The 26,332-nt window shown below is 37.9% G+C and carries 25 protein-coding genes; 24 read left to right on the forward strand and 1 reads right to left on the reverse strand.

Annotated features, from left to right (window positions below; translation table 11 throughout):
- Positions 1-16 precede the first annotated feature (16 nt).
- From accD to ACIQ7T_RS02400, 5 genes are all read left to right on the forward strand, one after another.
- On the forward strand, positions 17-865 hold the full coding sequence (gene accD, locus ACIQ7T_RS02380; protein ID WP_402868376.1) for an acetyl-CoA carboxylase, carboxyltransferase subunit beta: 849 nt from the start codon (positions 17-19) through the stop codon (positions 863-865).
- On the forward strand, positions 858-1,814 hold the full coding sequence (locus ACIQ7T_RS02385) for an acetyl-CoA carboxylase carboxyltransferase subunit alpha (RefSeq protein ID WP_370075687.1): 957 nt from the start codon (positions 858-860) through the stop codon (positions 1,812-1,814). The genes accD and ACIQ7T_RS02385 overlap by 8 nt, the downstream gene beginning before the upstream one ends.
- 267 nt (positions 1,815-2,081) lie before the next feature.
- Positions 2,082-3,041, forward strand: coding sequence for a 6-phosphofructokinase (pfkA, locus tag ACIQ7T_RS02390; protein WP_370075685.1), 960 nt, complete (start codon positions 2,082-2,084; stop codon positions 3,039-3,041).
- A gap of 28 nt (positions 3,042-3,069) precedes the next feature.
- A complete protein-coding gene (pyk, locus tag ACIQ7T_RS02395) occupies positions 3,070-4,830 on the forward strand; it encodes a pyruvate kinase (RefSeq protein WP_370075683.1) in 1,761 nt (586 codons plus the stop codon).
- 394 nt (positions 4,831-5,224) lie between these two features.
- Entirely contained in the window at positions 5,225-5,614 is a 390-nt protein-coding gene (locus tag ACIQ7T_RS02400; protein ID WP_402868379.1) for an FxsA family protein, read from the forward strand.
- Here the strand turns inward: ACIQ7T_RS02400 and ACIQ7T_RS02405 are convergent.
- Positions 5,598-6,563 carry an AI-2E family transporter gene (locus tag ACIQ7T_RS02405; RefSeq protein WP_402868381.1) on the reverse strand — a complete coding sequence of 322 codons (966 nt, stop codon included), beginning with the start codon at positions 6,561-6,563 and terminating at the stop codon, positions 5,598-5,600. The genes ACIQ7T_RS02400 and ACIQ7T_RS02405 overlap by 17 nt on opposite strands.
- A gap of 251 nt (positions 6,564-6,814) precedes the next feature.
- Here ACIQ7T_RS02405 and citZ point away from each other — a divergent pair, with 251 nt between their 5' ends.
- The 19 genes from citZ to nrdR all read left to right on the forward strand — a co-directional run bounded on the left by citZ (position 6,815) and on the right by nrdR (position 26,328).
- On the forward strand, positions 6,815-7,930 hold the full coding sequence (citZ, locus tag ACIQ7T_RS02410) for a citrate synthase (protein WP_370075677.1): 1,116 nt from the start codon (positions 6,815-6,817) through the stop codon (positions 7,928-7,930).
- 80 nt (positions 7,931-8,010) lie between these two features.
- Entirely contained in the window at positions 8,011-9,273 is a 1,263-nt protein-coding gene (gene icd, locus ACIQ7T_RS02415) for an NADP-dependent isocitrate dehydrogenase (protein WP_370075675.1), read from the forward strand.
- 192 nt (positions 9,274-9,465) lie between these two features.
- Positions 9,466-10,404 carry a malate dehydrogenase gene (mdh, locus tag ACIQ7T_RS02420; RefSeq protein WP_370075673.1) on the forward strand — a complete coding sequence of 313 codons (939 nt, stop codon included), beginning with the start codon at positions 9,466-9,468 and terminating at the stop codon, positions 10,402-10,404.
- A 235-nt stretch (positions 10,405-10,639) separates the two neighbouring features.
- Positions 10,640-10,879 (forward strand): hypothetical protein, encoded by a 240-nt coding sequence (locus ACIQ7T_RS02425; protein ID WP_402868384.1) that lies wholly within the window; start codon positions 10,640-10,642, stop codon positions 10,877-10,879.
- A gap of 673 nt (positions 10,880-11,552) precedes the next feature.
- Positions 11,553-11,993, forward strand: coding sequence for a MaoC/PaaZ C-terminal domain-containing protein (locus tag ACIQ7T_RS02430; RefSeq protein ID WP_402868386.1), 441 nt, complete (start codon positions 11,553-11,555; stop codon positions 11,991-11,993).
- A 52-nt stretch (positions 11,994-12,045) separates the two neighbouring features.
- Entirely contained in the window at positions 12,046-12,762 is a 717-nt protein-coding gene (locus ACIQ7T_RS02435) for a response regulator transcription factor (RefSeq protein WP_370075669.1), read from the forward strand.
- Positions 12,759-14,294, forward strand: a complete 1,536-nt coding sequence (gene pnpS, locus ACIQ7T_RS02440; protein ID WP_402868388.1) for a two-component system histidine kinase PnpS — start codon at positions 12,759-12,761, stop codon at positions 14,292-14,294. The genes ACIQ7T_RS02435 and pnpS overlap by 4 nt, the downstream gene beginning before the upstream one ends.
- A 438-nt stretch (positions 14,295-14,732) precedes the next feature.
- Entirely contained in the window at positions 14,733-15,101 is a 369-nt protein-coding gene (locus ACIQ7T_RS02445) for a CidA/LrgA family holin-like protein (protein ID WP_370075665.1), read from the forward strand.
- Positions 15,098-15,811 (forward strand): LrgB family protein, encoded by a 714-nt coding sequence (locus ACIQ7T_RS02450; RefSeq protein ID WP_370075663.1) that lies wholly within the window; start codon positions 15,098-15,100, stop codon positions 15,809-15,811. The genes ACIQ7T_RS02445 and ACIQ7T_RS02450 overlap by 4 nt, the downstream gene beginning before the upstream one ends.
- Before the next feature lie 177 nt (positions 15,812-15,988).
- A complete protein-coding gene (gene hflK, locus ACIQ7T_RS02455; RefSeq protein ID WP_402868391.1) occupies positions 15,989-16,978 on the forward strand; it encodes an FtsH protease activity modulator HflK in 990 nt (329 codons plus the stop codon).
- Entirely contained in the window at positions 16,978-17,988 is a 1,011-nt protein-coding gene (gene hflC / locus ACIQ7T_RS02460) for a protease modulator HflC (protein WP_402868393.1), read from the forward strand. The genes hflK and hflC overlap by 1 nt, the downstream gene beginning before the upstream one ends.
- Before the next feature lie 250 nt (positions 17,989-18,238).
- Positions 18,239-18,370 (forward strand): hypothetical protein, encoded by a 132-nt coding sequence (locus tag ACIQ7T_RS02465; RefSeq protein WP_402868395.1) that lies wholly within the window; start codon positions 18,239-18,241, stop codon positions 18,368-18,370.
- Positions 18,357-18,581: a hypothetical protein gene (locus ACIQ7T_RS02470; RefSeq protein ID WP_402868397.1), complete on the forward strand. Its 225-nt coding sequence runs from the start codon at positions 18,357-18,359 to the stop codon at positions 18,579-18,581. The genes ACIQ7T_RS02465 and ACIQ7T_RS02470 overlap by 14 nt, the downstream gene beginning before the upstream one ends.
- Before the next feature lie 278 nt (positions 18,582-18,859).
- Positions 18,860-19,291, forward strand: coding sequence for a DNA polymerase I (locus ACIQ7T_RS02475; RefSeq protein WP_370075657.1), 432 nt, complete (start codon positions 18,860-18,862; stop codon positions 19,289-19,291).
- Between the two features lie 200 nt (positions 19,292-19,491).
- Positions 19,492-22,119: a DNA polymerase I gene (gene polA / locus ACIQ7T_RS02480; RefSeq protein ID WP_370075655.1), complete on the forward strand. Its 2,628-nt coding sequence runs from the start codon at positions 19,492-19,494 to the stop codon at positions 22,117-22,119.
- Between the two features lie 12 nt (positions 22,120-22,131).
- Complete coding sequence (gene mutM / locus ACIQ7T_RS02485; protein ID WP_370075653.1) at positions 22,132-23,004, forward strand: DNA-formamidopyrimidine glycosylase; 873 nt, start codon at positions 22,132-22,134, stop codon at positions 23,002-23,004.
- Positions 23,005-23,017: 13 nt separating this feature from the next.
- Positions 23,018-23,614, forward strand: coding sequence for a dephospho-CoA kinase (coaE, locus tag ACIQ7T_RS02490; protein ID WP_370075651.1), 597 nt, complete (start codon positions 23,018-23,020; stop codon positions 23,612-23,614).
- Between the two features lie 893 nt (positions 23,615-24,507).
- On the forward strand, positions 24,508-25,530 hold the full coding sequence (locus tag ACIQ7T_RS02495) for a glyceraldehyde-3-phosphate dehydrogenase (RefSeq protein ID WP_370075649.1): 1,023 nt from the start codon (positions 24,508-24,510) through the stop codon (positions 25,528-25,530).
- Between the two features lie 327 nt (positions 25,531-25,857).
- Positions 25,858-26,328 carry a transcriptional regulator NrdR gene (nrdR, locus tag ACIQ7T_RS02500; RefSeq protein WP_370075647.1) on the forward strand — a complete coding sequence of 157 codons (471 nt, stop codon included), beginning with the start codon at positions 25,858-25,860 and terminating at the stop codon, positions 26,326-26,328.
- The last annotated feature ends 4 nt before the right edge of the window (positions 26,329-26,332 follow it).

The raw sequence follows: 26,332 nt of genomic DNA on the forward strand, positions 1-26,332 counted from the left end.
AAAGGGGGAGTCAAACATGGCAATTCGCAGCCTATTTACTAAAAAGAAAGAGGATGGACAAGAAAAGGGATTTCCAGAAGGACTTATGACAAAATGTCCAGGATGCCGTCATATTCAATTAACGAAGGAATTAGAAAAAAATCATAAAGTATGTTCAAAATGTGACCATCACTTCAAAATGACAGCGCAGGAGCGCGTAGCGGATTTTTTAGATGAAGGTTCATTTGTTTCAATGGACGATCATTTACAAACAAGTAACCCTCTTAATTTCCCTGCTTATGTAGAAAAAATTTCAGCGGATCAACAAAAAACGGGATTAAGCGAAGCTGTGATGACTGGTTTAGGTACCCTGGACGGAGAAGAAATTGTTGTAGCAATTATGGATTCTCATTTCCGTATGGGTTCAATGGGCTCAGTTGTCGGAGAAAAAATCACACTCGCAGTTGAAAAAGCTACTGAATTACGTCTACCATTTATTATCTTTACTGCTAGTGGTGGAGCGCGCATGCAAGAAGGTATTCTATCATTAATGCAAATGGCAAAAACGAGTGTGGCATTAAAACGCCATAGCGATGAAGGACTATTGTTTATTTCTATCTTAACGCATCCTACAACAGGTGGCGTTTCTGCAAGCTTTGCCTCTGTTGGAGATATTAATATTGCTGAACCACAAGCATTGATTGGCTTTGCTGGTCGCCGTGTCATTGAAGAAACAGTAAGAGAAAAACTGCCAAGTGATTTCCAAACGGCAGAATTTTTATTAGCTCATGGTCAGCTTGATGCCATCTTCCATCGAAAAGATTTACGAAACCAAGTAGCAGTGCTTGTGAAAATGCATACGAAAGGCGGCGTGCAACATGTCTAAAAATTTAGCTTTTGAAGAACCAGTAGTACAATTACGTGAAAAAATTGATGAGTTAAAAACGATTGCTGCCGATGCAGATGTAGATATGACAGGCGAAATCGAAACTTTAGAAACACGTCTAACACAGTTAGAACAATCCATTTATGCCAATATGAAGCCGTGGGATCGTGTACAGGTTGCTAGACATCCAGAACGACCAACGACATTACAATATATAGAGGCTATGTGTGAAAACTTTATTGAGTTACATGGTGATCGCACGTTTGGTGATGATGCGGCTATTCTTGGAGGAATTGCTCTTTTTGAAGGTCAGCCAGTAACAATTGTTGGACATCAACGCGGAAAATCAACGAAAGAAAACATTCGTCGGAATTTTGGTATGCCACATCCAGAAGGATATCGTAAGGCATTGCGTTTAATGAAACAGGCCGAAAAATTTAAGCGCCCAATTATTTGTTTTATTGATACGAAAGGTGCTTATCCCGGTAAGGCTGCTGAGGAACGAGGTCAAAGTGAAGCGATTGCCAGAAATCTAGTTGAAATGGCGGGCTTAACAGTGCCAGTTATTAGTATTGTTATTGGAGAAGGCGGTAGTGGAGGTGCGATTGCATTAGGTGTAGCGAATCGTGTCTTTATGTTAGAAAACTCAACGTATTCGGTTATCTCGCCGGAAGGGGCTGCATCGATTTTATGGCGTGATGGTAGCCTAGGAAAGCAAGCAGCAGAAGCAATGCGTATAACAGCACCTGACTTAAAAGAGCTTGGCGTTATCGATGGAATTATCCCTGAGATAACAGGTGGAGCTCATCGCAATGTAGCGAAGCAAGCACTTTATATAAAAGAATGTATAAGTGACACACTAAAAGTATTGAGCTCTTTAAATGGCGAACAATTAATTGAGGACCGTTATGAGAAATTCAGAAAGATTGGACAATATACAGAAGCTTAAATTACAGTTTTAGGTTTTTGGATATGTAAATTTGCTCGAAAATAGTTAAAAATTGTGATTCGTATTAATAAAAAAAAATAGAGTGAATAGCACGAGAAATAAGGAATAAATGTTAAATTTAGGATGTTTTTGACTAGAAAGAGTGTGTGAAAGCGCATTCTTTTTATTTTTTATGTAAAAGTTATGTTTTTCTAGCCTCAGAACCCTTACATAGTTTGTTTTTTCATGTTAATGTGAATAATAATAGTATCTGCAGGAGGTTCGACAATGAAAAAAATTGCGGTATTAACAAGTGGTGGAGATGCGCCAGGAATGAATGCAGCTATTCGTGCAGTCGTTCGTAAGGCAGCATATCATGGAATTGATGTTGTCGGAATTAAGCACGGCTATGATGGCTTAATAAAAGGAAGTATGGAAAATCTTGATTTAGGTTCGGTAGGTGGCATTATTCAACGTGGTGGTACACATTTAAATTCTGCAAGATGTCCCGAATTTAAAGAAGACGCTGTTCAGCAGCGAGGCATTGACAATATGCGTGAAGCTGGCATTGAAGGACTAGTCGTTATTGGCGGTGATGGTTCTTACCGTGGAGCTATGGATTTAGTGAAAAAAGGCTTTCCTGTTGTTGGCGTACCAGGAACAATTGATAACGACGTACCAGGAACCGAGTATACGATAGGATTCGATACTGCACTAAATACGGTTGTGGAATCTATTGATAAAATCCGCGATACAGCAACTTCCCATGAAAATTCCTTTATCGTTGAGGTGATGGGGCGAGATGCAGGGGACATTGCTTTATGGGCAGGTCTTGCAGCTGGAGCTGAAACAGTTTTAATTCCAGAAGAAGATTATAATTTGGATGATATTGTGGCACGCTTAGACCGTGGTGCAGCTCGCGGGAAAAAGCATAGCATTATTATCGTCGCTGAGGGTGTCATGTCTGGTAACGAATTGGCAAAGCTATTATATGAAAAAACAGGAAAAGAAACGCGTGTTTCTGTTCTTGGACATATCCAACGTGGTGGTTCACCTACTGCGCGTGATCGTGTTCTAGCGAGTCAATTTGGTGCACATGCAGTTGAATTGCTAATGGAAGGAAAGTCTGGCAGGGCGGTAGGTATCCGTAATCATCAAGTGATTGACTATGATATGCCTGAGGCTTTCGAAAAAAATCATGAGGCAGATGTAAGCTTATATACTTTAATGAAAGAACTATCAATATAATTTGTTATAAAAACGGAGTGGGCAGAAAATGAGAAAAACAAAAATCGTATGTACAATTGGTCCAGCAAGTGAGTCACCAGAAATTTTAGAGAAACTAATTGAAGCAGGTATGAATGTTGCCCGCTTAAACTTTTCGCATGGTTCCCATGAGGAGCATGAAGTACGTATTAATTTAATTCGCGAAGTAGCACAAAAATTAGGGAAACCAGTTGGGATTTTACTCGACACAAAAGGCCCTGAAATTCGTACACACAATATGAAAAACGGAGAATTGCATTTAGCAGCAGGGCAAGTCATTGATATTTCAATGACTGAAGTGGAAGGAACGGAGTCAAGCTTCTCTGTAACGTATGATCGTTTAATCGAAGACGTTGAACAAAACTCCATTATTTTATTAGATGATGGACTAATTCAACTACGCGTATTAGCAAAAGATATGGAAAAAGGTCTTATTCATACGATTGTAGAAAATTCAGGTGTCTTAAAAAATAAAAAGGGTGTTAACGTTCCAGGTGTTTCTGTACAACTTCCTGGAATTACAGAAAAAGATGCACAGGACATTCTATTCGGTAGTAAGCAAGGTGTTGACTTTATTGCAGCCTCGTTCGTTCGTCGAGCAAAGGATGTACTAGAAATTCGAGAATTACTTGAACAAAATGGCGGTAGCCACATTCAAATTATCCCGAAAATCGAAAACCAAGAGGGTGTCGATAATATCGATGAAATCATCTTAGTTTCAGATGGATTAATGGTAGCACGTGGTGACCTCGGTGTAGAAATCCCAGCAGAAGAAGTACCACTTGTACAAAAGAAATTAATTTTAAAATGTAATCAAGTAGGTAAACCAGTTATTACAGCTACACAAATGCTAGATTCGATGCAGCGTAATCCACGTCCGACACGAGCAGAGGCTAGTGACGTAGCAAACGCAATTATTGATGGTACAGATGCAATTATGCTTTCTGGTGAAACTGCAGCAGGGCTTTATCCAGTAGAGTCCGTACAAACAATGAATAAAATCGCACTGCGTACAGAAAATTCATTAGACTATAAGGCAATCGTCTCTACACGTAGTCGTGAAAAAGAGGCAAATATGACTGAGGCGATTTCTCAGGCAGTAGCATACACTTCGATTAACTTAGGCGTAAAGGCAGTACTTGCACCAACAGAAAGTGGTAACACAGCTAGAATGATTGCAAAATATCGTCCTGGTGTACCGATTGTCGCTGTAACAGGTTCAGCTAATACAGCTCACGCATTAACACTAGTTTGGGGTGTGAACCCAGTTGTTTGTCAACGAGTTACGACAACAGATGAAATTTTAGAGCTAGCTGTTGATGAAAGCTTGAAACATGGATTTGTAACGCATGGTGATGCAGTTGTCATTACAGCAGGTGTACCAGTAGGTGAAGCAGGTACTACTAACTTAATGAAGGTACACATCATCGGCGATTTATTAGCTCGTGGTCAAGGAATCGGTAAAGCTTCTGTAGTAGGTAAAACAGTTGTTGCTAAAAATGCAGCAGAGGCACTAGCTTATGACACAGACGGATGCATTATAGTAACGGTTGGTTCCGATCGTGATATGATGCCAGCACTTGAAAATTGTATTGGTTTGATTACAGAAGAGGGCGGGCTAACAAGTCATGCAGCGGTTGTAGGACTAAGCCTTGGTATCCCTGTTATCGTCGGGGTAAAAGAAGCCACTACATTGATTCGCCACGGTCAAGAAATTACAATGGATGCTGAAACAGGAGTTATTTACAAAGGGCATGCAAGTGTTCTTTAATCTATAATAAAAAGCTCTAGTGCAACTTATTTGCACTAGAGCTTTTCTTATAGTAAAGAAGTAATTGCGGTCTTTCAACGAAATCTAGGGATGACATTTTGTTAAAAAGTATGTCGTGTGTATAAGTTGATTTGAGTGGAGGCTGGACGCCCTCAGGAAAGCGCCCAGCCGGAACGGAAATCAACCCCGCGTTATGGTGATGAGCTAATTTTGCCTAGTTTAAACTTACTTTACTAAATAAAAATTATTCCCTTTCTCTCATGGAACGAGATTTACTATAAAAAGAATAGCGTCGTCATCTCTTAAATAGGACCCATTGTTTTTTTAATGAAACTTATTGGGCTATAATAACGTATATAAGGTATAGCTTTTTTTAGCTAGAAAGGAGAAAAATATGAGAAAAGTTTTTCTTGGTTTCATTGTCTATGCATTAGCCGAGTTGGCGTTATTAATAGTAATTGGTCAAAATATTGGTGTTCTAAATACATTATTGCTTATAGTCGCTACGAGTATTATAGGTATTTATATAGTGAAAAATAAAGGTATGAATTCTGTACAAAAGGTAAAAAATACGATAGCACGCGGAGAAGCTCCGGGACCAGTATTAGTTGACACAGTATTAAATTTCAGTGGTGGTGTACTTCTAGCATTACCAGGTTTTATAACAGATCTTGTTGGTTTATTACTGCTCATGCCTTTTTCTCGCAAAATGTTCCAGCCAATCTTTTATTATTGGATGCGGAAAAAAATGAAAAAAGGTCAATTTATCATCGTTCAAAAATAGCATTATCCTTTAGTTTAACCGCCAAAAATAAAAATATAGGGCTCAGTAAGATGCCGTAAAAACCAAATAATAAAATAGAGGCAGCACTGATGAAAAAAGTATGGAATGTACGTAATTGTAATGTATTTGACCAAAGCATGGATTCAGCTAGCTGCCTTGTTAATTGAACGAAGAGATACAAAAGTAAAATAGCTACACATAAAAAGGTATTGCCTTTTAAGTAAAAATAAATGCTCATAGGTACAAGAAATACCCCAATCCCAAAGAACGGAAGTACATCTGCAAATGCAACTATAAAAGCTTTAATGATGGCTTGTTCAAATTGGAGAATCATAAATCCCGCACAAAGGATGAGCAGTGTAATCGTGAATAGCTGAAACTCCACGTACAAAAAGTAATGAAATAGCTGCATTATTTTAGAGAAATGCTTCTGCCATTCATTGCGGAATTTTTTTGGCACATATTGAAAAAACCAATATCGGGATTTGCGAGTTTCCAATAGGGCGAAATAGTAAGCAACAAGGAATATAAATACTTCAATTACATGCTTCATGAATAGTTGGAAAATATTAGCTGTATATAAAAAGATTGAATCGAAAATGGAAAGCGATTTTTCCTTTAAAACTTGAATGAACATTGATTCATATTCATTGAAAAGTGGGAAATTTTGCAATGTATCTCTGATTTCAGGGAAGACAAGAATAATACTGTTTATCGATATGATAACGAGAAGAAAAACGCAAGCTAGTATAAGTGCTTCCACAATAATTGCTGCAAGCCAATAGGTGATTTTACAATAAGAGTGAAGGAATTTTATGATAGGATAAGTAGAAAAAGACAAAAATATCGCAAGTGATACAGGTAATACGAACCACAATATCACTAAATAGAATATAAAAAACAAAGCACTTGTAGTTCTTTCGTATGAAAAATATTTAATATTCCTCATTTTTACAAATTCACCCCGTTTCAATTGATAAATCAATATTGAAATATGCAAAAGAATCTCTTTGAAGCCCATTTATAATCGCTCGTGCACCTTTTTCTTTATTCGGAGGTTTTTCATTCACAAAGCTGTCAAAAATGATTATAATAGCAATGTAAGCGATTAACTTAATGGTTCATATGAGCAAAAAACGTAAATGCGAGCTAATAATTGCATTTACCACAAAAAAATATATTATGAGGGAGCGATAATTTATGTCAGCAACTAAAGGTTTAGAAGGTATCGTAGCAGCGGAATCTAAAATCAGTTCAATTATCGATGACACACTTACATATGTTGGTTACAACATTGATGATTTAGCAGAGAATGCGTCATTCGAAGAGGTAATTTATTTATTATGGCATACTCGTTTACCAAAAGCGGACGAGCTAGCTGAATTAAAACAACAATTGGCAGACAACATGTCTATTCCACAAGCAATCGTAGATCAATTCAAAACATACCCACTTTCAACTGTACATCCAATGGCTGCACTACGTACTGCAGTATCTTTACTTGGTGTATTCGATGAAGAAGCGGATGTTATGGATACAGAAGCTAACTACCGTAAAGCAATCCGTTTACAAGCTAAAATTGCAACAGTAGTTACTGCATTTGCGCGTGTTCGTAAAGGTTTAGAGCCAGTTGCACCAAAACCAGAATTAGGATATGCAGCAAACTTCTTATACATGCTTAAAGGTGAAGAACCAGCAGCAATCGAAGTTGAAGCATTCGACAAAGCATTAGTATTACATGCTGACCACGAATTAAATGCATCTACATTCACAGCACGTGTATGTGTAGCTACATTATCAGATGTTTATTCTGGTGTAACTGCAGCTATCGGTGCATTAAAAGGACCACTTCATGGTGGTGCAAATGAGCAAGTTATGAAAATGTTAACTGAAATCGGCTCACTTGAAAACGTTGAATCTTATATTCAAAATAAATTAGATAACAAAGAAAAAATCATGGGCTTCGGTCACCGCGTATACCGCAAAGGCGACCCACGTGCACCACACTTACGTGTAATGTCACAAAAATTAACTGAGCTAACTGGTAAACCAGAGCTTTATGAAATGTCAGTTAAAATCCATGACATGATCGTAGAACAAAAGAAATTACCTGCAAACGTAGACTTCTTCTCTGCGTCAGTGTATGATTCTTTAGGTATTGATCATGACCTATTCACACCAATTTTCGCAGTATCACGTACTTCTGGTTGGGTAGCTCATATTTTAGAGCAATATGCTAACAACCGCCTAATCCGTCCACGTGCAGAGTATGTTGGACCAGGCATGCAAAAATATGTTCCAGTCAGCGAGCGCTAATTCGGAAAATATGCTAGAATATTTGGGACTGTGTTACTGAAAACACAGTCCTATGATTATGAATTTAGGAGGCAACATCAATGTCAAACAAAATTGTAGTTGAAAATGGCGTACTTAATGTACCAAACAATCCAGTAATTCCTTTCATCGAAGGTGACGGAATTGGTCCAGATATTTGGGCTGCAGCATCACGCGTAATCGACGCAGCAGTAGAAAAAGCTTACAATGGTGAAAAGAAAATTGAATGGTTAGAAGTTCTAGCTGGTGAAAAAGCATTCAACCAAACTGGTGAATGGTTACCACAAGAAACTTTAGACAAAATTAACGAATACCTAATCGCAATCAAAGGTCCTCTTACTACTCCAATCGGTGGTGGTATCCGCTCTCTAAACGTAGCATTACGTCAACAGCTTGACCTATATGTATGCTTACGTCCAGTACGTCACTTTGATGGAGTACCTTCTCCAGTTAAACGCCCAGAAGACGTTGAAATGGTTATCTTCCGCGAAAACACAGAAGACATCTATGCTGGTATTGAATTCGAATCTGGCTCTGAACAAGCACAAAAAATCATCAACTTCCTACAAACTGAATTTGGTGTTAACCAAATCCGCTTCCCAGAAACTTCTGGTATCGGTGTAAAACCTGTATCTAAAGAAGGTACTGAGCGTTTAGTACGTTCTGCTATCGAATACGCTATTAAACATAAACGCCCATCTGTTACTTTAGTACACAAAGGTAACATCATGAAATTCACTGAAGGTGGATTCAAAAAATGGGGTTATGAATTAGCTGAAAAAGAATTTGCTGATCAAACATTCACTTGGAACCAATATGATGCTATTAAAGCTGAACAAGGTGAAGAAGCAGCAAACAAAGCACAAACTGACGCTTTAGCAGCTGGTAAAATCTTAGTTAAAGATTCTATCGCTGATATCTTCTTACAACAAATCTTAACTCGTCCAACTGAGTTCGACGTAGTTGCTACAATGAACTTAAACGGTGACTATATCTCTGACGCATTAGCTGCACAAGTTGGTGGTATCGGTATCGCTCCAGGCGCAAATATTAACTATGTAACTGGACACGCGATCTTCGAAGCTACTCACGGTACAGCTCCAAAATATGCTGGTCAAGATAAAGTAAACCCATCTTCAGTATTACTTTCAGGTGTATTAATGCTTGAACACTTAGGATGGCAAGAAGCAGCTGACATGGTTACTAAATCTGTAGAGAAAACAATCTCTTCTAAAGTTGTAACTTACGACTTCGCTCGTTTAATGGACGGCGCTAAAGAAGTAAAATGTTCAGAATTCGCTACTGAATTAATCAAAAACCTATAATTTTTTATTCTAAAATAGAAATTATAGTTAAAGCGGAAGTATATTCTGCCGATATAATTAGGGTGAAATGTAAATTTCTATTGACCTTAGCTTAATAAAATATTTACGATGAACTTGTTTAATCGAGGGAGGAGAATTTATTCTCCTCCCTTTTTTAAAGTATATAACCTAATTTTAAAGGAGCGTATTCGAATGTCTCTGAAACGAAAAAAAATCTCAGTAATCGGTAGCGGTTTTACTGGCGCTACTGCAGCATTTTTAGCGGCTCAAAAAGAACTTGGTGATGTAGTGTTAGTGGATATTCCTCAAGCTGAAAATCCAACTAAAGGTAAAGCTCTAGATATGTGGGAAGCTGCACCAGTGCAAGGCTATGATTCTTATGTTAAAGGTACTTCTAATTATGCAGATACTGCAGATTCTGATGTAGTAATTATCACTGCTGGCGTTGCTCGTAAACCAGGTATGAGCCGTGACGATCTTGTTCAAATTAACCAAGATGTAATGAAAGCTGTTTCTAAGGAAATTGCTAAGTACTCACCAAATGCAACAATCCTCGTTCTTACAAACCCAGTTGATGCAATGACTTACACAGTATTCAAAGAAACTGGTTTCCCTAAAAATCGTGTAATAGGTCAATCAGGTGTACTTGATACAGCTCGTTTCTGTGCGTTTGTAGCTGAAGAACTGAATATCTCAGTAAAAGACATCACAGGTTTTGTGTTAGGCGGTCATGGTGATACAATGGTGCCACTTACTCGCTACTCATTCGCTGGTGGTATTCCATTAGAATCATTAATTCCAGCAGATCGTCTTGAAGAGATTGTAGACCGTACACGTAAAGGTGGCGCTGAAATCGTTAACCTCCTTGGTAATGGTTCTGCATATTATGCTCCTTCAGCGGCGCTTATTGAAATGGCGGAAGCTATCATTAAAGACCAAAAACGTATACTTCCATCTATTGCATACTTAGAAGGCGAATATGGCTACAATGATTTATATCTAGGTGTTCCGACATTATTAGGTGCAAATGGTATAGAAAAAATCTTTGAGCTTGATTTAACAGACAATGAAAAAGCAGCTTTAGATAAATCGGCAGAGGCTGTCCGCGACGTTATGAAAGTTTTAGCTTAATAAGAGTTTATGAAATCGAGTAGGATTCATTCCTACTCGATTTCATGTTGTTGAAAAACTATTATGTCAATGAAATTAAAGTCATATTAATTAAAGTATGACTCTTTTGCAAAGCGAGTGGTTGATTTCCGTTCCGACTGGGCGCTTTGTTGTTGCTGTCGCTACGCTTACGCACAGATAAAACAATTGCTGCCGCTTCGCTTTCGCACAGAGCAAAGCTTCCTGGGGGCGTCCGATGAGCCGCTTCACTCGCGTTGCTCGCTCCAGGGTCTCGGGCCAACACGATGTTGGTCACGAAGGCGTTATCACAGGACGTGATGGTTTTAGCCTTCATTCCTCTATTGCTGATCCCCGAGGAGTCGCCCAGCCTCCACTCCAATCAACCACTTCATATAGCATGTATTTTCTGACATATCTATTAAGCGATAAAACGAAACCTTTGCAATGTTCTGTCTGTGTAAAAGTAAAGTGCTAACGAAGCTATAGCAATAGATTTACAATTGCGTCACTGTTATATGTCTGTTCGATTTTGGTGAGTAGCCATGGCGATAATAAATGCGCTTGTAAGTATGCTCGTATAACAATGTACATTTTTGCTCACCAATGTATATTACAACTTTACTTGGATTGGCTAGCATGATAGCCTTGTTCGGCTATGTAGTCGCTGGTTTTGGCTGATATTTATGAGAGTAGAGGTTTCAATGTCAAGTTGTAAATATTCATACACATGAATATTTGAGAGAAAGTGTACATACTAAGACAAACAAAAATGTACATTTCGATGCGAACATTTATAGCGTTGAAATATATAAATTTATAAGAAATTCTACGCTATCGCTGATTGTAGTGGAAGGCTACTCGACTCCCGTGGGAAAGCGAGACAGGCGAGACCCTGCACGGAGCGAAGCGTAGGAAGCGGCTCGGCGCTCGCCCGCAGGAAAGCGAGTAGCCTGGAACGGAAATCAACCCCACGTTTTGGTAGTAAACTTTTATCAATTTCGCTTTGGTGTAATGGTAGCTGTCGCGTTCTATTTGTTACAAATAAAAAATGCTAAATGAAGATAAAATGGTTCTTCTGCTTTTCGTTGTACTTTTGGAATAAAATTGATACTATGAAGGTATATGATAGAAAAGGGGTTGGCGTATTTTTGCTTCAAAAAAACAGTAAGCTTGGTCTCACTATTGATGAAATTACAGTTGGCGAGAAGATTCATATTACCGAAAAGATAGAAGATAAGGATTTACTGCTTTATTTAGGACTTACGAATGATAATAATCCGCTTTATATTCAACATGATTATGCAGCGATGACACCTTTTCAAAAGCCAATCGTACCAACAATCATGTTAAATGGCATTATTACTTCAGCTGTGTCAAAGTATATCCCTGGACCAGGTGCACGAATTATTGAGCAACATATAAAATATTTAGAACCGCTCTATCATTACGAATTATTTGATACTCTTTTAGAGGTAACAGAAGTAAATAAATTGCAAAATACAATTACTGTATCGGTACACTCTTATAATGAGCAGAAGCAGCTTATGATTGAGGGTACTTTGCTGGTGACACCACCGCTTACTTTATAGACGTCTTGAGATTTGAAATGGGGGTTTCAAATCACTAACGGAGGCTTTAAACATGACAAAAACGATTTTAGTTGTAGAAGATGAATTTTCGATTGCGACATTATTGAAATATAATTTAGAACAGGCTGGATATCTTGTAGAAACAGCCGCAGACGGTCAAGAGGGTCTAGATAAGGCAATCGACTTACAACCAGATTTAATTTTATTAGATTTGATGCTTCCAAGGCTTGATGGTATGGAGGTTTGTAAACAGATCCGTCAACAACGTATGAATACACCTATTATTATGCTAACAGCAAAGGATGATGAGTTCGATAAAGTACTTGGTCTAGAGCTAGGAGCAGATGATTATATGACAAAGCCCTTTAGTCCGCGCGAAGTGTTAGCACGGGTAAAGGCGGTTTTAAGACGTTTTACACAAAATGTAGTGCCAGAAGAGAAGAATGGGCCACAAGAGAAAATGTTTGAATTTGGACAATTGCGTGTTTTTCCAGAGCGTTTTGAAGTATTTTTACAGGATGAGGCACTGGAATTTACACCAAAGGAATTTGAGCTACTCATTTATTTACTTGAAAATAAAAACCGGGTTTTAACACGTGATCAGCTATTAAGTGCTGTATGGAAGTATGACTTTGCTGGTGATACTCGAATTGTAGATGTACACATTAGCCACCTTCGCGATAAAATCGAAGAAAATAGCCGTAAGCCGATGTTCATCAAGACAATTCGTGGCCTTGGCTATAAATTCGAGGAGCCGAAGACGACATGAAATCAATGAGCAACCGCTTATTCTTGACATTCATGCTATTGCTTGGATCGATATTAGCTGTCCTAATGATTGTTATAGGTCAGCTTTTTCCTGTTTATATAGAACAGTACAATGAGCAAGCTAGTTCACAGGTGCAAGAATCCGTTAACCAAGTATTAGATGAACGAAAGATTGAACTATCAAAAGAAGATAGAGAGGCACTGTATACTGCTCAAAACATTGAGGCAACAGATTCTCTAATATCGACTGTTCATGCGCGACTTTATGTTGTGCTAGCGATTCTTTTTTTAATAGCGCTTATTTTAATGGCTATTGTAAGTCGCTATATGATTCGAAATTTCACTGCTCCTATTGATAACGTGACAGATACAGCACTTGAACTGGCGAAGGGAAATTACCGTGCTCGTGCCCATGAAAATGAGCATGAACGCATGATGCCACTTAGTCACTCCATCAATATTTTAGCGCGTAACTTACAGGATATTACGGCGATTCGCGAGGTAGAAGAGGAAAGGCTTAAAACGTTAATTGAAAACATGGGAAGCTCCCTCATGATGATTGGACGTGAGGGGAATATATCTATCGTGAACCGTGTATTTTTAGAGCGTTTCGGTATGCAAATTGACGATGTACAAGGGAAAGTTTTTCGTACAATTGGCTTACCTAAATCCCTGGAGCAATTTATCGACCATGTGTTTCTAACTGAAATGCCTTATCGACAACAAATTAAAATGGAGGTCCAACAGGAGCTGTACAATAAGGAAGTGTATGGAGCACCTGTTATAGGGGATCATGGTCGATGGCTTGGTGTTGTTATCGTTATGCACGATATTACAGAGCTTGTTCGTTTAGAGCAGATTCGTAAGGATTTTGTAGCAAATGTATCCCATGAATTGCGTACACCTATTACATCTATTAAAGGCTTTTCTGAAACTTTACTGGATGGTGCATATAAGGATGAAAAAATGCTGCTATCTTTTTTAGAGATCATTTATAAGGAAAGTAACCGTCTGCAGATGCTTATCCAGGATTTACTAGAATTATCGAAAATTGAACAGCATGGTTTTACCGTTAATATTATGCCGATGGGCTTGCAAGATGTACTTATACGTGGAGCAGAGCTGACTGGACCTCGTCTGGATGAGAAAAATATGAGCTTTCATGTTGATATAGAACGTGATGTTCAGGTAATGGGTGATGCGAATCGTATCATTCAAATTGTCACTAATTTAATTACTAATGCTATTACGTACTCTCCGGAAAATACAATCGTTACGATTCGATTAAAGGAAAATGAAACGTACGGTATTCTTGAAATTGAAGACCAAGGTATAGGAATTGAAAAGAATGAAATTGCCCGTGTCTTTGAACGGTTTTACCGTGTGGATCGTGCACGAAGCAGGAATTCTGGGGGTACAGGTTTAGGGCTTGCTATTGTGAAGCACTTAGTAGAGGCGCATCACGGTCGCATTCAGGTAGAAAGTGAAGTTGGCGTCGGGACAAAAATGATTGTCATGATTCCGAAAAATTAACGAATTCTTTACAATAGCACAATTTTAGATTCACAATGGGGCCTTATACTTGTCAGTAGAAACCCCTATATAATTGTTAAGACTTTAAAATAGCCAAAAAAATCTTTATATATGAGGAATTTTTAACTTCTTTCAGTGGCTGTCGAAACATCCGCTGAAAGAAGTCAAATCTTCCAGACGCAATTATGCCGATGCATAACTTATTTGTGTTGCTTAGTTATCGCCAATAGGAAGAATCTATTACCAAACTTTTTGGTGGTAGATTCTTTTTCTGTTTTACACGTAACGTAAATAGGTGTAAAGTATAGTAGCATAATATTCAACTAATAAACAATGTACTTGTTAGTTGAACCAATCGGGCTTTTACGGTCTGCACTTATCAGAAGTGATCTATATTCTGACCGTTAAGCGGGATAAAAAATTGAAAGAAGGATGACCATGAAAATCGTCAATAGTATCGTGCAAATCGGCTATCTTTATGTAATTTTATTTATTGGGAATAGTATTGCACGTCTACTTCACTTGCCGATTCCAGGGAGCATAATTGGACTAGTCTTATTGTTTTTACTTTTGCAGTTTCATATTATTAAGCTTGAATGGATTGAGCTAGGTGCAGGTTTATTACTTAGTGAATTATTACTATTTTTCATTCCATCTGCTATCGGAGTAATCGATTATACTGCATTATTCGGTGTGCAAGGTGTGAAAGCTGTGCTTGTTATTGTATTGAGTGCCATAGTTGTAATGTTTGCAACAGGTTTCACAGCACAATTGCTAGGGCAACGAAAGAAAGGTGATACTGCATGAGCTTGTTAATAGCTATAGTAAGTTTACTAGGTACTATCGCAGTTTTTTATACTAGTAAAATGTTTTATAAAAAGTATCAGAAGGAATGGTTAACACCTATACTAATCACACCATTAGTGGCAATTATCATCTTGCTACTAACGGGTACATCCTATAAATCCTATACTGCTGGGGCCGGTATTTTATCAAATTTACTAGGGCCAGCAACAGTTGCATTTGCGGTACCAATTTATAAAAATTTTGACCTATTAAAGAAACATGCTTTTGAAATTGTTCTAAGTATTGCAGTTGGCTCAGCTGTTGCTATTACATCATCATTTATCTTTGCTGTATTAGTTGGATTAAATAATGAGCTTGTGCATAGCATAGTTCCACGCTCAGTTACTACACCAATAGCGATGGACATTTCCAATATGATTGGTGGCTCTCCTACTCTTACTGCAGTTTTCGTTATGGTAACTGGTATTTTAGGGAGTCTAATAGCACCATTAGTTATTAAAGTATGTCGTTTCCATCGACCATCCTCTAGAGGTCTACTGTTAGGAATGGGAGCACATGGTACGGGTACCTCTAAAGCATTTGAATTTGGTGAGCTAGAAGGTACTTTTGCAAGTCTTGCTATGATTGTAGCTGCATTAATTAGCATTGTTTTATCAACAACATTTTTCCCAGCATTTGAACATCTAGTTGTCAATATCCTGTTGCCTTAAATGGTAGCAGGATTTTTTTCAGTTCTATTTTATTTGGATGGTCAGTGCAGGAACGTTTGGTGAACTTGCTCCTTATGTCAAACTGCCTAAAATAAAAAATTGGTTTATTAAAATATTTTGAAACTTTTTAAGAGGTGCCCCGTATACATTAGTACTAAGCTTAAGGGAGGATAAGACATGAGTGTGAAAAGGTCACTAATGATGGTGGGACTTGGCATTTTCGGGATTGTTGCACTTATTTCGGTATTTACATCATGGTACACGGTAGATGAATCAGAACAAGCAGTTGTCATTACGTTCGGTCGTGCCGATAATACAGTAACAGAACCAGGTTTACATTTTAAATTACCTTGGCCTGTACAATCGGTTGAGGTATTATCGAAGGAAACATTTAGTTTAAAGTTTGGCTATAAGCAAGATAAAAATGGAGAATTGGAAGCTTATGATGCTGAAACGAAAATGATTACAGGGGATGAGCATATTGTTTTAACAGACCTTGTCGTTCAATGGAAGATTACAGAACCGAAAAAGTATTTATTCAGCTCACAAGATCCAGAAAAAATATTACATAGCGCTACGTCGAGTGCAATTCGATCAATTATTGGGAGTTCAAAAATCGACGCTGCGTTAACAGAGGGAAAAGCGGACATAGAAGCAAAATCACGAGATTTACTCGTTTCTCTTATTGAAAAATACGATATTGGTATTAGTGTTTTAGGGGTAAAACTACAGGATGTTGAGTTACCGAACGCAGATGTGCGAGCAGCCTTTACAGCTGTTACAGACGCACGTGAAATGAAAAATACAAAAATTAATCAAGCAAAAAAATATAATAATCAGCGTACTAATGAGGCTGAAGGTGAAAAGGATGCTATTATCTCGAAGGCTCAAGGTGAAAAAACAGCCCGTATTGAGCAGGCTCAAGGGGATGTAGCTGTCTTTAATAAAATGTATGAGCAATATAAGGGAAATAAACAAATTACACGCGAGCGTTTAATTTTAGAAACGCTTGAAAATGTTTTACCGAAAGCACAAATTTATATTATGAATGATGATGGCAGTACAATGAAATACTTGCCTCTTCAAGCTTTGCAACCTGGGAAACAGGAGACACCTGCTGCACAGGAAACACCAAAAGAGGAGAAAAAAGAAGGGGGCGGTAACTAATGGACCAAAAAAATAAGGATCTTGAAAAATTCCTCAATTTTTTATCAGGTAAATCCAAAAATACTGCTCCAAAAGAAGAGGGTACAGTGGATAATGTGGTCAAAATGTCGAAAAAAGGCCCGTTGAATCCGAAAAAATATATTTCTCTTGCCGTAACATTTACAGCGGTTTTTGCTATTGCTTTAATATTATTTACTAATGTTTATATAGTTAAAGAATCCGAATACGCAGTTGTTAGACAGTTTGGAGAAGTAGTGAAATTTCAGAGTGAGCCTGGCTTGAAGATAAAGGTTCCATTTATTCAAAGCGTAACGAAGCTACCAAAAAATCAAATGACGTATGAAGTTTCTGAAGAAGAAATTAATACAAAGGATAAAAAACGAATTATTATTGATAATTATGCAGTTTGGCATATAACAGATCCAAAGCAACTAATTTCAAACGCAGGAACAATAGAAAAAGTTGAATCACGTATGGAAGAGTTTATTTATTCAGTTATTCGTTCAGAGCTTGGTCGAATAGAATATAAGGCGATTATTAATGATGAAGATTCTTCACGTGGGAGTATCAACGATCAGGTAACTGCACGTGTCAATGAGTTGCTTTCGAATGATAAGTATGGAATCGAAGTAATAGATGTTCGTATTCGTCGTATCGACTTGCCAACTGTAAATGAGCAATCCGTTTTTACAAATATGATTTCGGATCGTGAATCAATGTCGCAAAAATACCTATCAGAAGGTGATGCGGAGAAACGCCGTATCGAAGCTCAAACAGATAAGGAAGTTCAAGAAATGCTCGCAACAGCGAAAAAGGATGCAGCATTGATTCAAGCGGAAGGTGAAGCAGAAGCGGCTAAGATTTACAATAAATCATTCTCTCAAGACCCTGAATTCTACTCATTGTACCGTACATTAGAATCATATAAGAAAACTGTAGGGGAAGATACGGTCATTATTTTACCATCCACTTCACCATATGCAAAAATATTATCAGGCTATATAAAATAACACTATTATTCTTGCAGGGATAAGCATATGAAGTCGTCTCAAACTTTTTGAGACGGCTTTTTTACATTTATGAAACTGGCGATATATTTCTACATATTAGTTACTGGTTTAAGACTCATTAACCATAACGTGGGGTTGATTTCCGTTCCGACTGGGCGCTTTGTTGCTGACGCTTCGCTTTCGCACAGATAAAACATTTGCCGCTGACGCTTCGCTTTCGCGCAGAGCAGAGCTTCCTGGGGGGCGTCTGATGAGCCGCTTCACTCGCTTTGCTCGCTCCAGGGTCTCGGGCCAACAGATGTTTTTTGCGCGAAAGCGTAGTGCTAACGTAGCGGCAGCAAAAGGGTTTCATTCTGTGCGAAAACGTAGTGCAACAAAGTGACAGCAACAGCACCGATGTTGGTCACGAAGGCGTTATCACAGGATGTGATGGTTTTAGCCTTCGTTCCTCTATTGCTGATCCCCAAGGAGTCGCCCAGTCTCCACTTCAATCAACTTATGCATGGCATACGTTTACAATAAATATAATCTCTAATGAGCAGTTTATAGAAGAAATGTTTAATGAATCCGATAATATATCTCAGTTTTCATGATATTTAGAAGGTATCGGTACTTTCGTTGATAAAAAATTCTTCAAAATAAGAAAAGTGAAGCTGCTTTTTAAGAGTGATCTAGTTATAATTGCAATCTTATATACTATTTAATTTTTCTAGTCTGGTTTTAGGGATTTTTAATCATGTTTTTATAAATATCTTTCAATTATAGATGTTATGTTATGAAAATGATAGAAATATATAATTTTGTGTTTCGTTTATGACTATTATCTGATAGAATGATATTGTTCGAGAAATAAAAAATGGGGGTAATAGTTGTGAAGTTGCAAATTAGCAAGTGGCTCCAAAATTTGGGAATAGCCTGTAGTATTGCATCGTTATTTACACTTTTCTTCCGTCTATCAGATTTTGCATGGATCACAAAAAGTGTTTATCATATACCAGTATTTTTTGTCATTTTGTTTTTATTAGGTTTAGTTATTGCTGAGGATGTACGCAAGATATTTAAAAGAATATTTTTGTACGAGAAACGCAAGGTTAAACGTCCTATATGGCAAGTAGGGATTGGCTTTATTTTCTTCTTAGCGCAAATCGGCACTGTCATGGTGTTTAATACAGAGCTTACACATCCACAGCTTGGTGGTATGCCATTATTTTTAGTATTTGCCTTTATGAATGCCTTTATTTTGACAGTCCTATATGAAGAGATTTTTTATCGTAAAGAAAAAACTAATAAAGCCAGTGAATAACATAGATGAAGTCAATTACAACGCGTGATTGGCTTTTTTTGTGCAGTCAATCCTAAGCTATTGATGTAGAAAATTTGGCGTTTTTCAACGTTATGATTGGTAAAATACCCGTTTTCTCGATAAAGTAAAAGGAAGAGGCATTTTCAAACATACGTTTTCGTTTTACAATTAAGAAGACGAAAACGCAGGAGGATAAAATCATGACAAAGGAAAAATTGCTATTATTGGACGGCAATAGTTTAGCATATCGCGCGTTTTTTGCGTTGCCATTATTGACGAATGATAGTGGAATTCATACGAATGCAGTGTACGGCTTTACAACAATGCTACAAAGAATATTAGAGGAAGAGCAGCCAACGAAAATTTTGGTTGCCTTTGATGCGGGTAAGACAACCTTCCGACATGAAACATTTACGGAATATAAGGGTGGTCGACAAAAGACTCCACCAGAATTATCTGAGCAGTTCCCTTATATACGTAAGCTTATCGATGCTTATGGTATTAAGCGATATGAGCTTGAACTGTACGAAGCGGACGATATTATAGGGACACTTGCCAAAGAAGCTTCATCACATGATATGGACGTCATCGTCGTATCAGGAGATCGTGACTTAACACAGCTCGCGACTGAGCAAGTAACAGTATATATTACTAAAAAAGGCATTACTGAAATTGAAAGAAATACACCAGAATTTATTGCAGAAAAATACGGATTAACTCCCCAACAAATTATTGATATGAAAGGTTTAATGGGGGATTCTTCAGATAATATCCCTGGTGTACCAGGTGTCGGTGAAAAAACGGCTGTTAAATTACTTAAAGAGCATGGTTCAGTGGAGTCCCTTTATGCGGCAATGGATACAGTGAAGGCTTCTAAAATGAAAGAAAAATTAGTTGCCAATGAAGAACAGGCACTAATGAGTAAAAAGCTAGCTACCATTTTTACAGAGGCACCGATTGAAATAACGCTTTCGGATCTTATTTATAATGGTCCGAATGAAGAAGAATTAATTAGCGTGTGGCAAGAGCTTGGCTTTAAATCATTGCTAGAGAAAAGTGATTTTACTGTCCAAGAAGAGGAACAAGCACCTTTTGACTATAAAATTGTACAAGAAGTAAAACAAGAGCATTTAAAAGATGTAATGGCAGTGCATTTGGAGCTAGAGGATGAGCATTATCATACATGTCAGCAACTAGGCATTGCACTAACAGATGGAGCGAAAACAATGTATGTGCCGTTTGATATTGCGGCTAAATCAGATGTCCTTCGTCTTTGGTTAGAAGATGCTACTAAAATAAAGTATATGTCTGATTCAAAAGCATCTCAGGCTGCGTTAAAACGTGCGGGAATTCGTTTGGCTGGTGTGGAATTTGACTTATTACTTGCTTCTTATATTAATAATCCTGCGCTAAGTGGAGATGATGTGGCAACACTTGCGAAAGAACTAGGTTATCGTAACGTGCAGGCAAATGAGACTGTTTATGGTAAAGGCGCGAAACGAGCTATACCTGCCATTGACGCACTTTCTGAGCATGCCAGCCGCAAAGCCTTTGCTGTGTGGTCTTTACAGCCGAAGCTTGAGGCATTGTTAAAGGAAAACGAACAGTTTGAACTCTATAAAAATTTAGAGCTTCCGCTTGCTTCTATTTTAGGGGAAATGGAAAGTGAGGGAATCACGGTCAATCGTGCCACATTAGAGAAGATGGGTCAGGAATTAAATGACAAGCTAATTGTTATCGAACAAGCAATTTATGCTGAAGCAGGAGAAGCCTTCAATATTAATTCACCAAAGCAATTAGGTGTCATCCTCTTTGATAAACTTGGTCTTCCTGTTATTAAAAAGACAAAGACTGGTTATTCCACTGCAGCAGATGTATTGGAAAAATTAAAACCAGAGCATGCCATTATTGAGCATATTCTTTTATATCGTCAGCTTGGGAAATTACAGTCAACTTACATCGAAGGCCTGTTAAAGGAAATCCATGAAGAGGATGGAAAGGTGCATACTCGTTTCCAACAAGCACTAACTGCTACAGGACGTTTAAGCTCGACGGATCCGAATTTGCAAAACATCCCGATTCGTTTAGAAGAAGGTCGAAAAATTCGTCAAGCATTTGTGCCATCGAACGAAGATTGGATATTATTTTCTGCCGATTATTCGCAAATCGAATTGCGTGTATTGGCCCATATGTCAAAGGATGAAAACTTAGTCGACGCTTTCCGTGAAGGTATGGATGTTCATACACGTACTGCTATGGATGTATTCCATGTCTCAGAAGATGAGGTCGACAGTAATATGCGCCGTGCTGCAAAAGCAGTAAACTTTGGTATTGTCTATGGTATTAGTGATTACGGCTTATCGCAAAACTTGGATATTACCCGTAAGGAAGCTTCTACATTTATCGAGAAATATTTTGCGAGTTTCCCGGGTGTAAAACAATATATGGATGATATCGTCCAAGATGCGAAGTTTAATGGTTATGTGACAACGATTTTAAATAGACGTCGATATTTACCTGACATTACGAGCTCGAATTTCAATCTGCGAAGCTTTGCAGAGCGTACTGCGATGAATACGCCAATTCAGGGAAGTGCAGCAGATATTATTAAAAAAGCAATGATTGATATGGATGCTCGTTTGAAAAAAGAAAATATGCAGGCAAAAATCCTCTTACAAGTGCATGATGAATTAATTTTTGAAGCACCTAAAGAGGAGATTGCATTGCTTGAAAAAATAGTACCAGAGGTTATGGAGAACGCAATCGAGCTTTCAGTACCATTAAAAGTAGATTTTAACTACGGTGCGACTTGGTACGAAGCAAAATAAGGAGGGGTTAAAATGCCTGAATTACCAGAGGTTGAAGGTGTCGTCCAGGCATTAAAACCTAAAATTGAAGGGCGTACAATTCAACAGGTTCAACTATCTGAAATTATTCGTTTTTCCTTTGGAGAGGGAAAGCAATGTATCGTGAAGCAAGCTGAGCCTGATGCATTTGAAATATCCTTGTCTCAAATGACGATTACAAAAGTCGAACGACGTGCGAAATACATCTTTTTTCATTTGCTAAAAGCGGATGTCCCTTATGTGCTTGTTAGTCATTTAGGGATGACAGGTGCATGGTTTGTGGTGAACTCGCCTGAGGAAATCCTTGAGGCAAAATTTAAAAAGCATATTCATGCTACATTTCAAATGGCAGATGGTGGCTATTTAATTTATTCGGATATACGCCGCTTTGGTGAACTACGTTTTTTAACAAAAATTGAAGATCATGTACCATTAACCAAAATGGCGCCAGAGCCATTCGATGAAATAGCGTGTGATTATTTTATTGCGAAATCAAAGTTACCGAAATATGAGAAAAAGGCCGTTAAGGATGTCATTATGGATGGGCAGGTTATTTCGGGCTGTGGCAATATTTATGCTACCGAAGCATTATTTGCTCAAAAAATTCATCCGGCACGCACGATGAACCGCATCAGTGAAAAGGGTAAGCGTGCATTATTCGAGGCAATTGTCGCGATTTTACGTCAAAGCATTGAAGCTGGGGGTTCAACAATTTCAGATTATCGTAATATTAATGGTGAGGCTGGAAGTATGCAGAATCGACTGCAAATGTACGGAAAGAAGATATGTTCTACGTGTGGTACTGCAACAAGCCAAATGACGATAGGTGGGCGCACATCAGTCTTTTGCCCAAATTGTCAACATTAAAGGGGATTTAACTATGATTATCGGATTAACAGGAAGTATTGCAAGCGGAAAAAGTACAGTAGTAAAAATGATGACAGCACTTGGTTTACCGATTGTCGATGCAGATATTGTTGCACGTGATGTTGTAGAACCAGGAACGGAGACTTTAAAGTTAATAGCTGAAAATTTTGGACAAGATATATTGCTAGAAGACGGTAGTTTAAATCGTGCCAAGCTTGGCGATATCATTTTTCACGAACCTGCCAAGCGTAAAATGTTAAATGATATTATGCATCCTGCTATTCGTCAGGAAATGCTACGCCAACGCGATGCTTATTTAGAGGCTGGCGAAAAGCATGTTGTGATGGATATTCCGCTTTTATTTGAAAGTCAGTTACAGCATTTTGTCGAGCGTATTATCGTGGTATCGGTCAGTGAAGAGGTACAGCTTCGTCGATTAATGGAGCGTAACAACTTATCGAAAGAAGATGCACTAGCTCGAATGCGTTCTCAGTTACCTATGTCAGTCAAAGAAAAAGGTGCCCATGCGGTTATATATAATAATGAAAATCTAGAACAAACAGAGCACCAATTAACAAAAATCCTGACATATTGGAACGTAATTAATTAAAAATTTGTAAAATCATTTGATGCGTAGCAATGACGTATTGCTACGCATTTCATATTTTTTGAAAAACTATTGTGTTAATGAAATTAAGGTGTCACATTAAAAATAGTATGGCTCTTCGGCAAAACGAGTAGTTGATTTCCATTCCACATGACATACGTTTTAACAAAATGTCATCCAACTTTTGAGTTTTATCGGAACACTTTTACGTTTTATCACCAAACTTTTGAGTTTTATCACCAAACTTTTGAGTTTTATCGACTAACATTTACGTTTTATCGCCCAACTTTTAAACTTTATCGACTAACTTTCACGTTTTATCACCAAACTTCTGAATTTTATCGACATCCACCCGCCAAAGAGCAAAAAAAGGATTCATACACAAAACTGTGTGTGAATCCTTTTACTTTATTATGTCGGCAGTCGGAACGGAAATCACCTAATTCACATAGCATGTATCCTCTGACACGTCGTTTTATAGCAAAAAGGTTTTGTCTGTGTGAAAGCGGAGTGTTAATGAAGCGGCAGTAGCAACGCTAGCGGAGGAAGCGGCTCGACGCTCGCCTACAGGAAGCTCTGCTCTGCGCGAAAGCGAAGCGTCAGCGACAAAGCGAGTAGCCTGGAACGGAAATCACATTAAAGAGGCATGCCATTCACCGAGATTTCCTTGCCAATTTTGTTTTTTTAACAACACGAATGCGTAGCAAGAACACTTTGCTATGCATTTTTTTGTGGATTTATACCATAATAAGGATTAATTTAAGCGATTTTATTTTTCAGAAAATAAGAACTTTAATATTATGAATATATAATGTTCATCTTTTTTGAAATTGTGTTATACTATTCGCATAAAGTATATAATTAATTTGAGTATGACTCACAGGAGGATTTTATAAATGACAGTATCAGTTGCTATTAATGGTTTCGGACGTATCGGACGTATGGTTTTCCGCCAAGCGATCGTGCAAGAAAGTTTAAATATCGTTGCGATTAACGCTAGCTATCCAGCTGAAACTTTAGCACATTTGATTAAGTATGACACAAATCACGGAACATTCGAGGGTACAATTGAGCCAGCAGGCGATGCTTTAATTGTAAATGGTAAACGTGTTCAAATTATTAGCGAACGTGACCCATTAAAATTACCATGGGCAACAATGGGTGTGGATATCGTTATTGAAGCAACTGGTAAATTTAATGATCGTGAAAAAGCAGCAATGCACTTAGAAGCAGGAGCAAAGAAAGTTATCTTAACAGCACCTGGTAAAAACGAGGACGTAACAATTGTTTTAGGTGTAAATGATGAGAAACTTGATATCGCAAAACATGATGTTATTTCAAATGCTTCTTGTACAACAAACTGCTTAGCACCAGTTGCCAAAGTATTAAATGACACATTTGGAATTGAAAGCGGATTAATGACAACAGTTCACGCTTATACAAATGACCAAAAGAATTTAGATAATCCACATAAAGATTTACGTCGTGCACGTGGTTGCGCACAATCAATCATTCCAACATCTACAGGTGCTGCAAAAGCATTAAAATTAGTGTTACCAGAATTAGAAGGCAAAATTCATGGTATGGCACTTCGTGTTCCAACACCAAACGTATCATTAGTTGACCTAGTAGTTGATTTAAATACTGACGTAACAGTAGATTCTATCAATGCTGCATTTGTGAAGGCTGCTACTGAAGGTCCAATGAAAGGTATCTTAAACTTCTCAGTTGAGCCTCTAGTATCTTCTGATTACAATACAACAACTTACTCTTCTACAGTAGATGGACTTTCTACAATGGTAATGGGTAACCGCAAAGTGAAAGTGCTTGCTTGGTACGACAATGAGTGGGGCTATTCTGCACGTGTAGTTGATCTTGTTAAAAAAGTGGCAAAAGCTTTAGAAACAGTTAATGCATAATAAATCAATTATGCCTCGGCATAATTGCGTTCGAAATCGGCTTTGTGCTTGCACAAAGAACTCCTTTTTCCGATTCAGTGACATTCATCAGAGGCTCTAACTTCTTTCAGCGGATGTTTGGACACCAGCTGAAAGAAGTTAGGCTGAAGCACATTGAAATCCAAGTGATTTCAATGTGCTTTTTTTGTTAGACAACAGAATCTATGCTTGTACTTTCTCCTTTCAAGGTTTATCATGAGCACACTAGCGTCAATGCGCTTTTCTTATACATAGGAAATTTGTTATAATAAAGATATTAAATTGTTGTGAAATCAGGAGAGTAATTATATGAGATGTCCATCTTGCCAATTTAACGGAACGCGTGTTGTAGATTCGAGGCCAGTTGATGATAATAAAGAAATTCGTAGACGTCGTGAATGTGAGTCATGTGGCTTCCGCTTTACAACGTTTGAAAAAATTGAAGAGACACCTTTAGTTGTCGTGAAAAAAGAAGGTTCGCGAGAAGAATTTAGCCGTGAAAAGGTACTTCGTGGACTTATTCGTGCTTGCGAAAAACGTCCTGTTTCTCTTGAAGTACTTGAGGGCCTAGTAATGTCCATTGAAAAAGATCTTCGCCGCATTGGGAATTCCGAAGTCCAATCTGAGGATGTTGGAGAAATGGTAATGGATCGCTTAGCGAAAATCGATGAGGTTGCATATGTGCGCTTTGCATCGGTTTATCGTCAATTTAAGGATATCAATGTCTTTATTGAAGAAATTAAAGAAATTATCCAACGTCAGACAGAACAGAAATTATAAGGTA

The organism is Lysinibacillus sp. NPDC096212, from assembly GCF_044763105.1.
Lineage (GTDB): Bacteria > Bacillota > Bacilli > Bacillales_A > Planococcaceae > Lysinibacillus.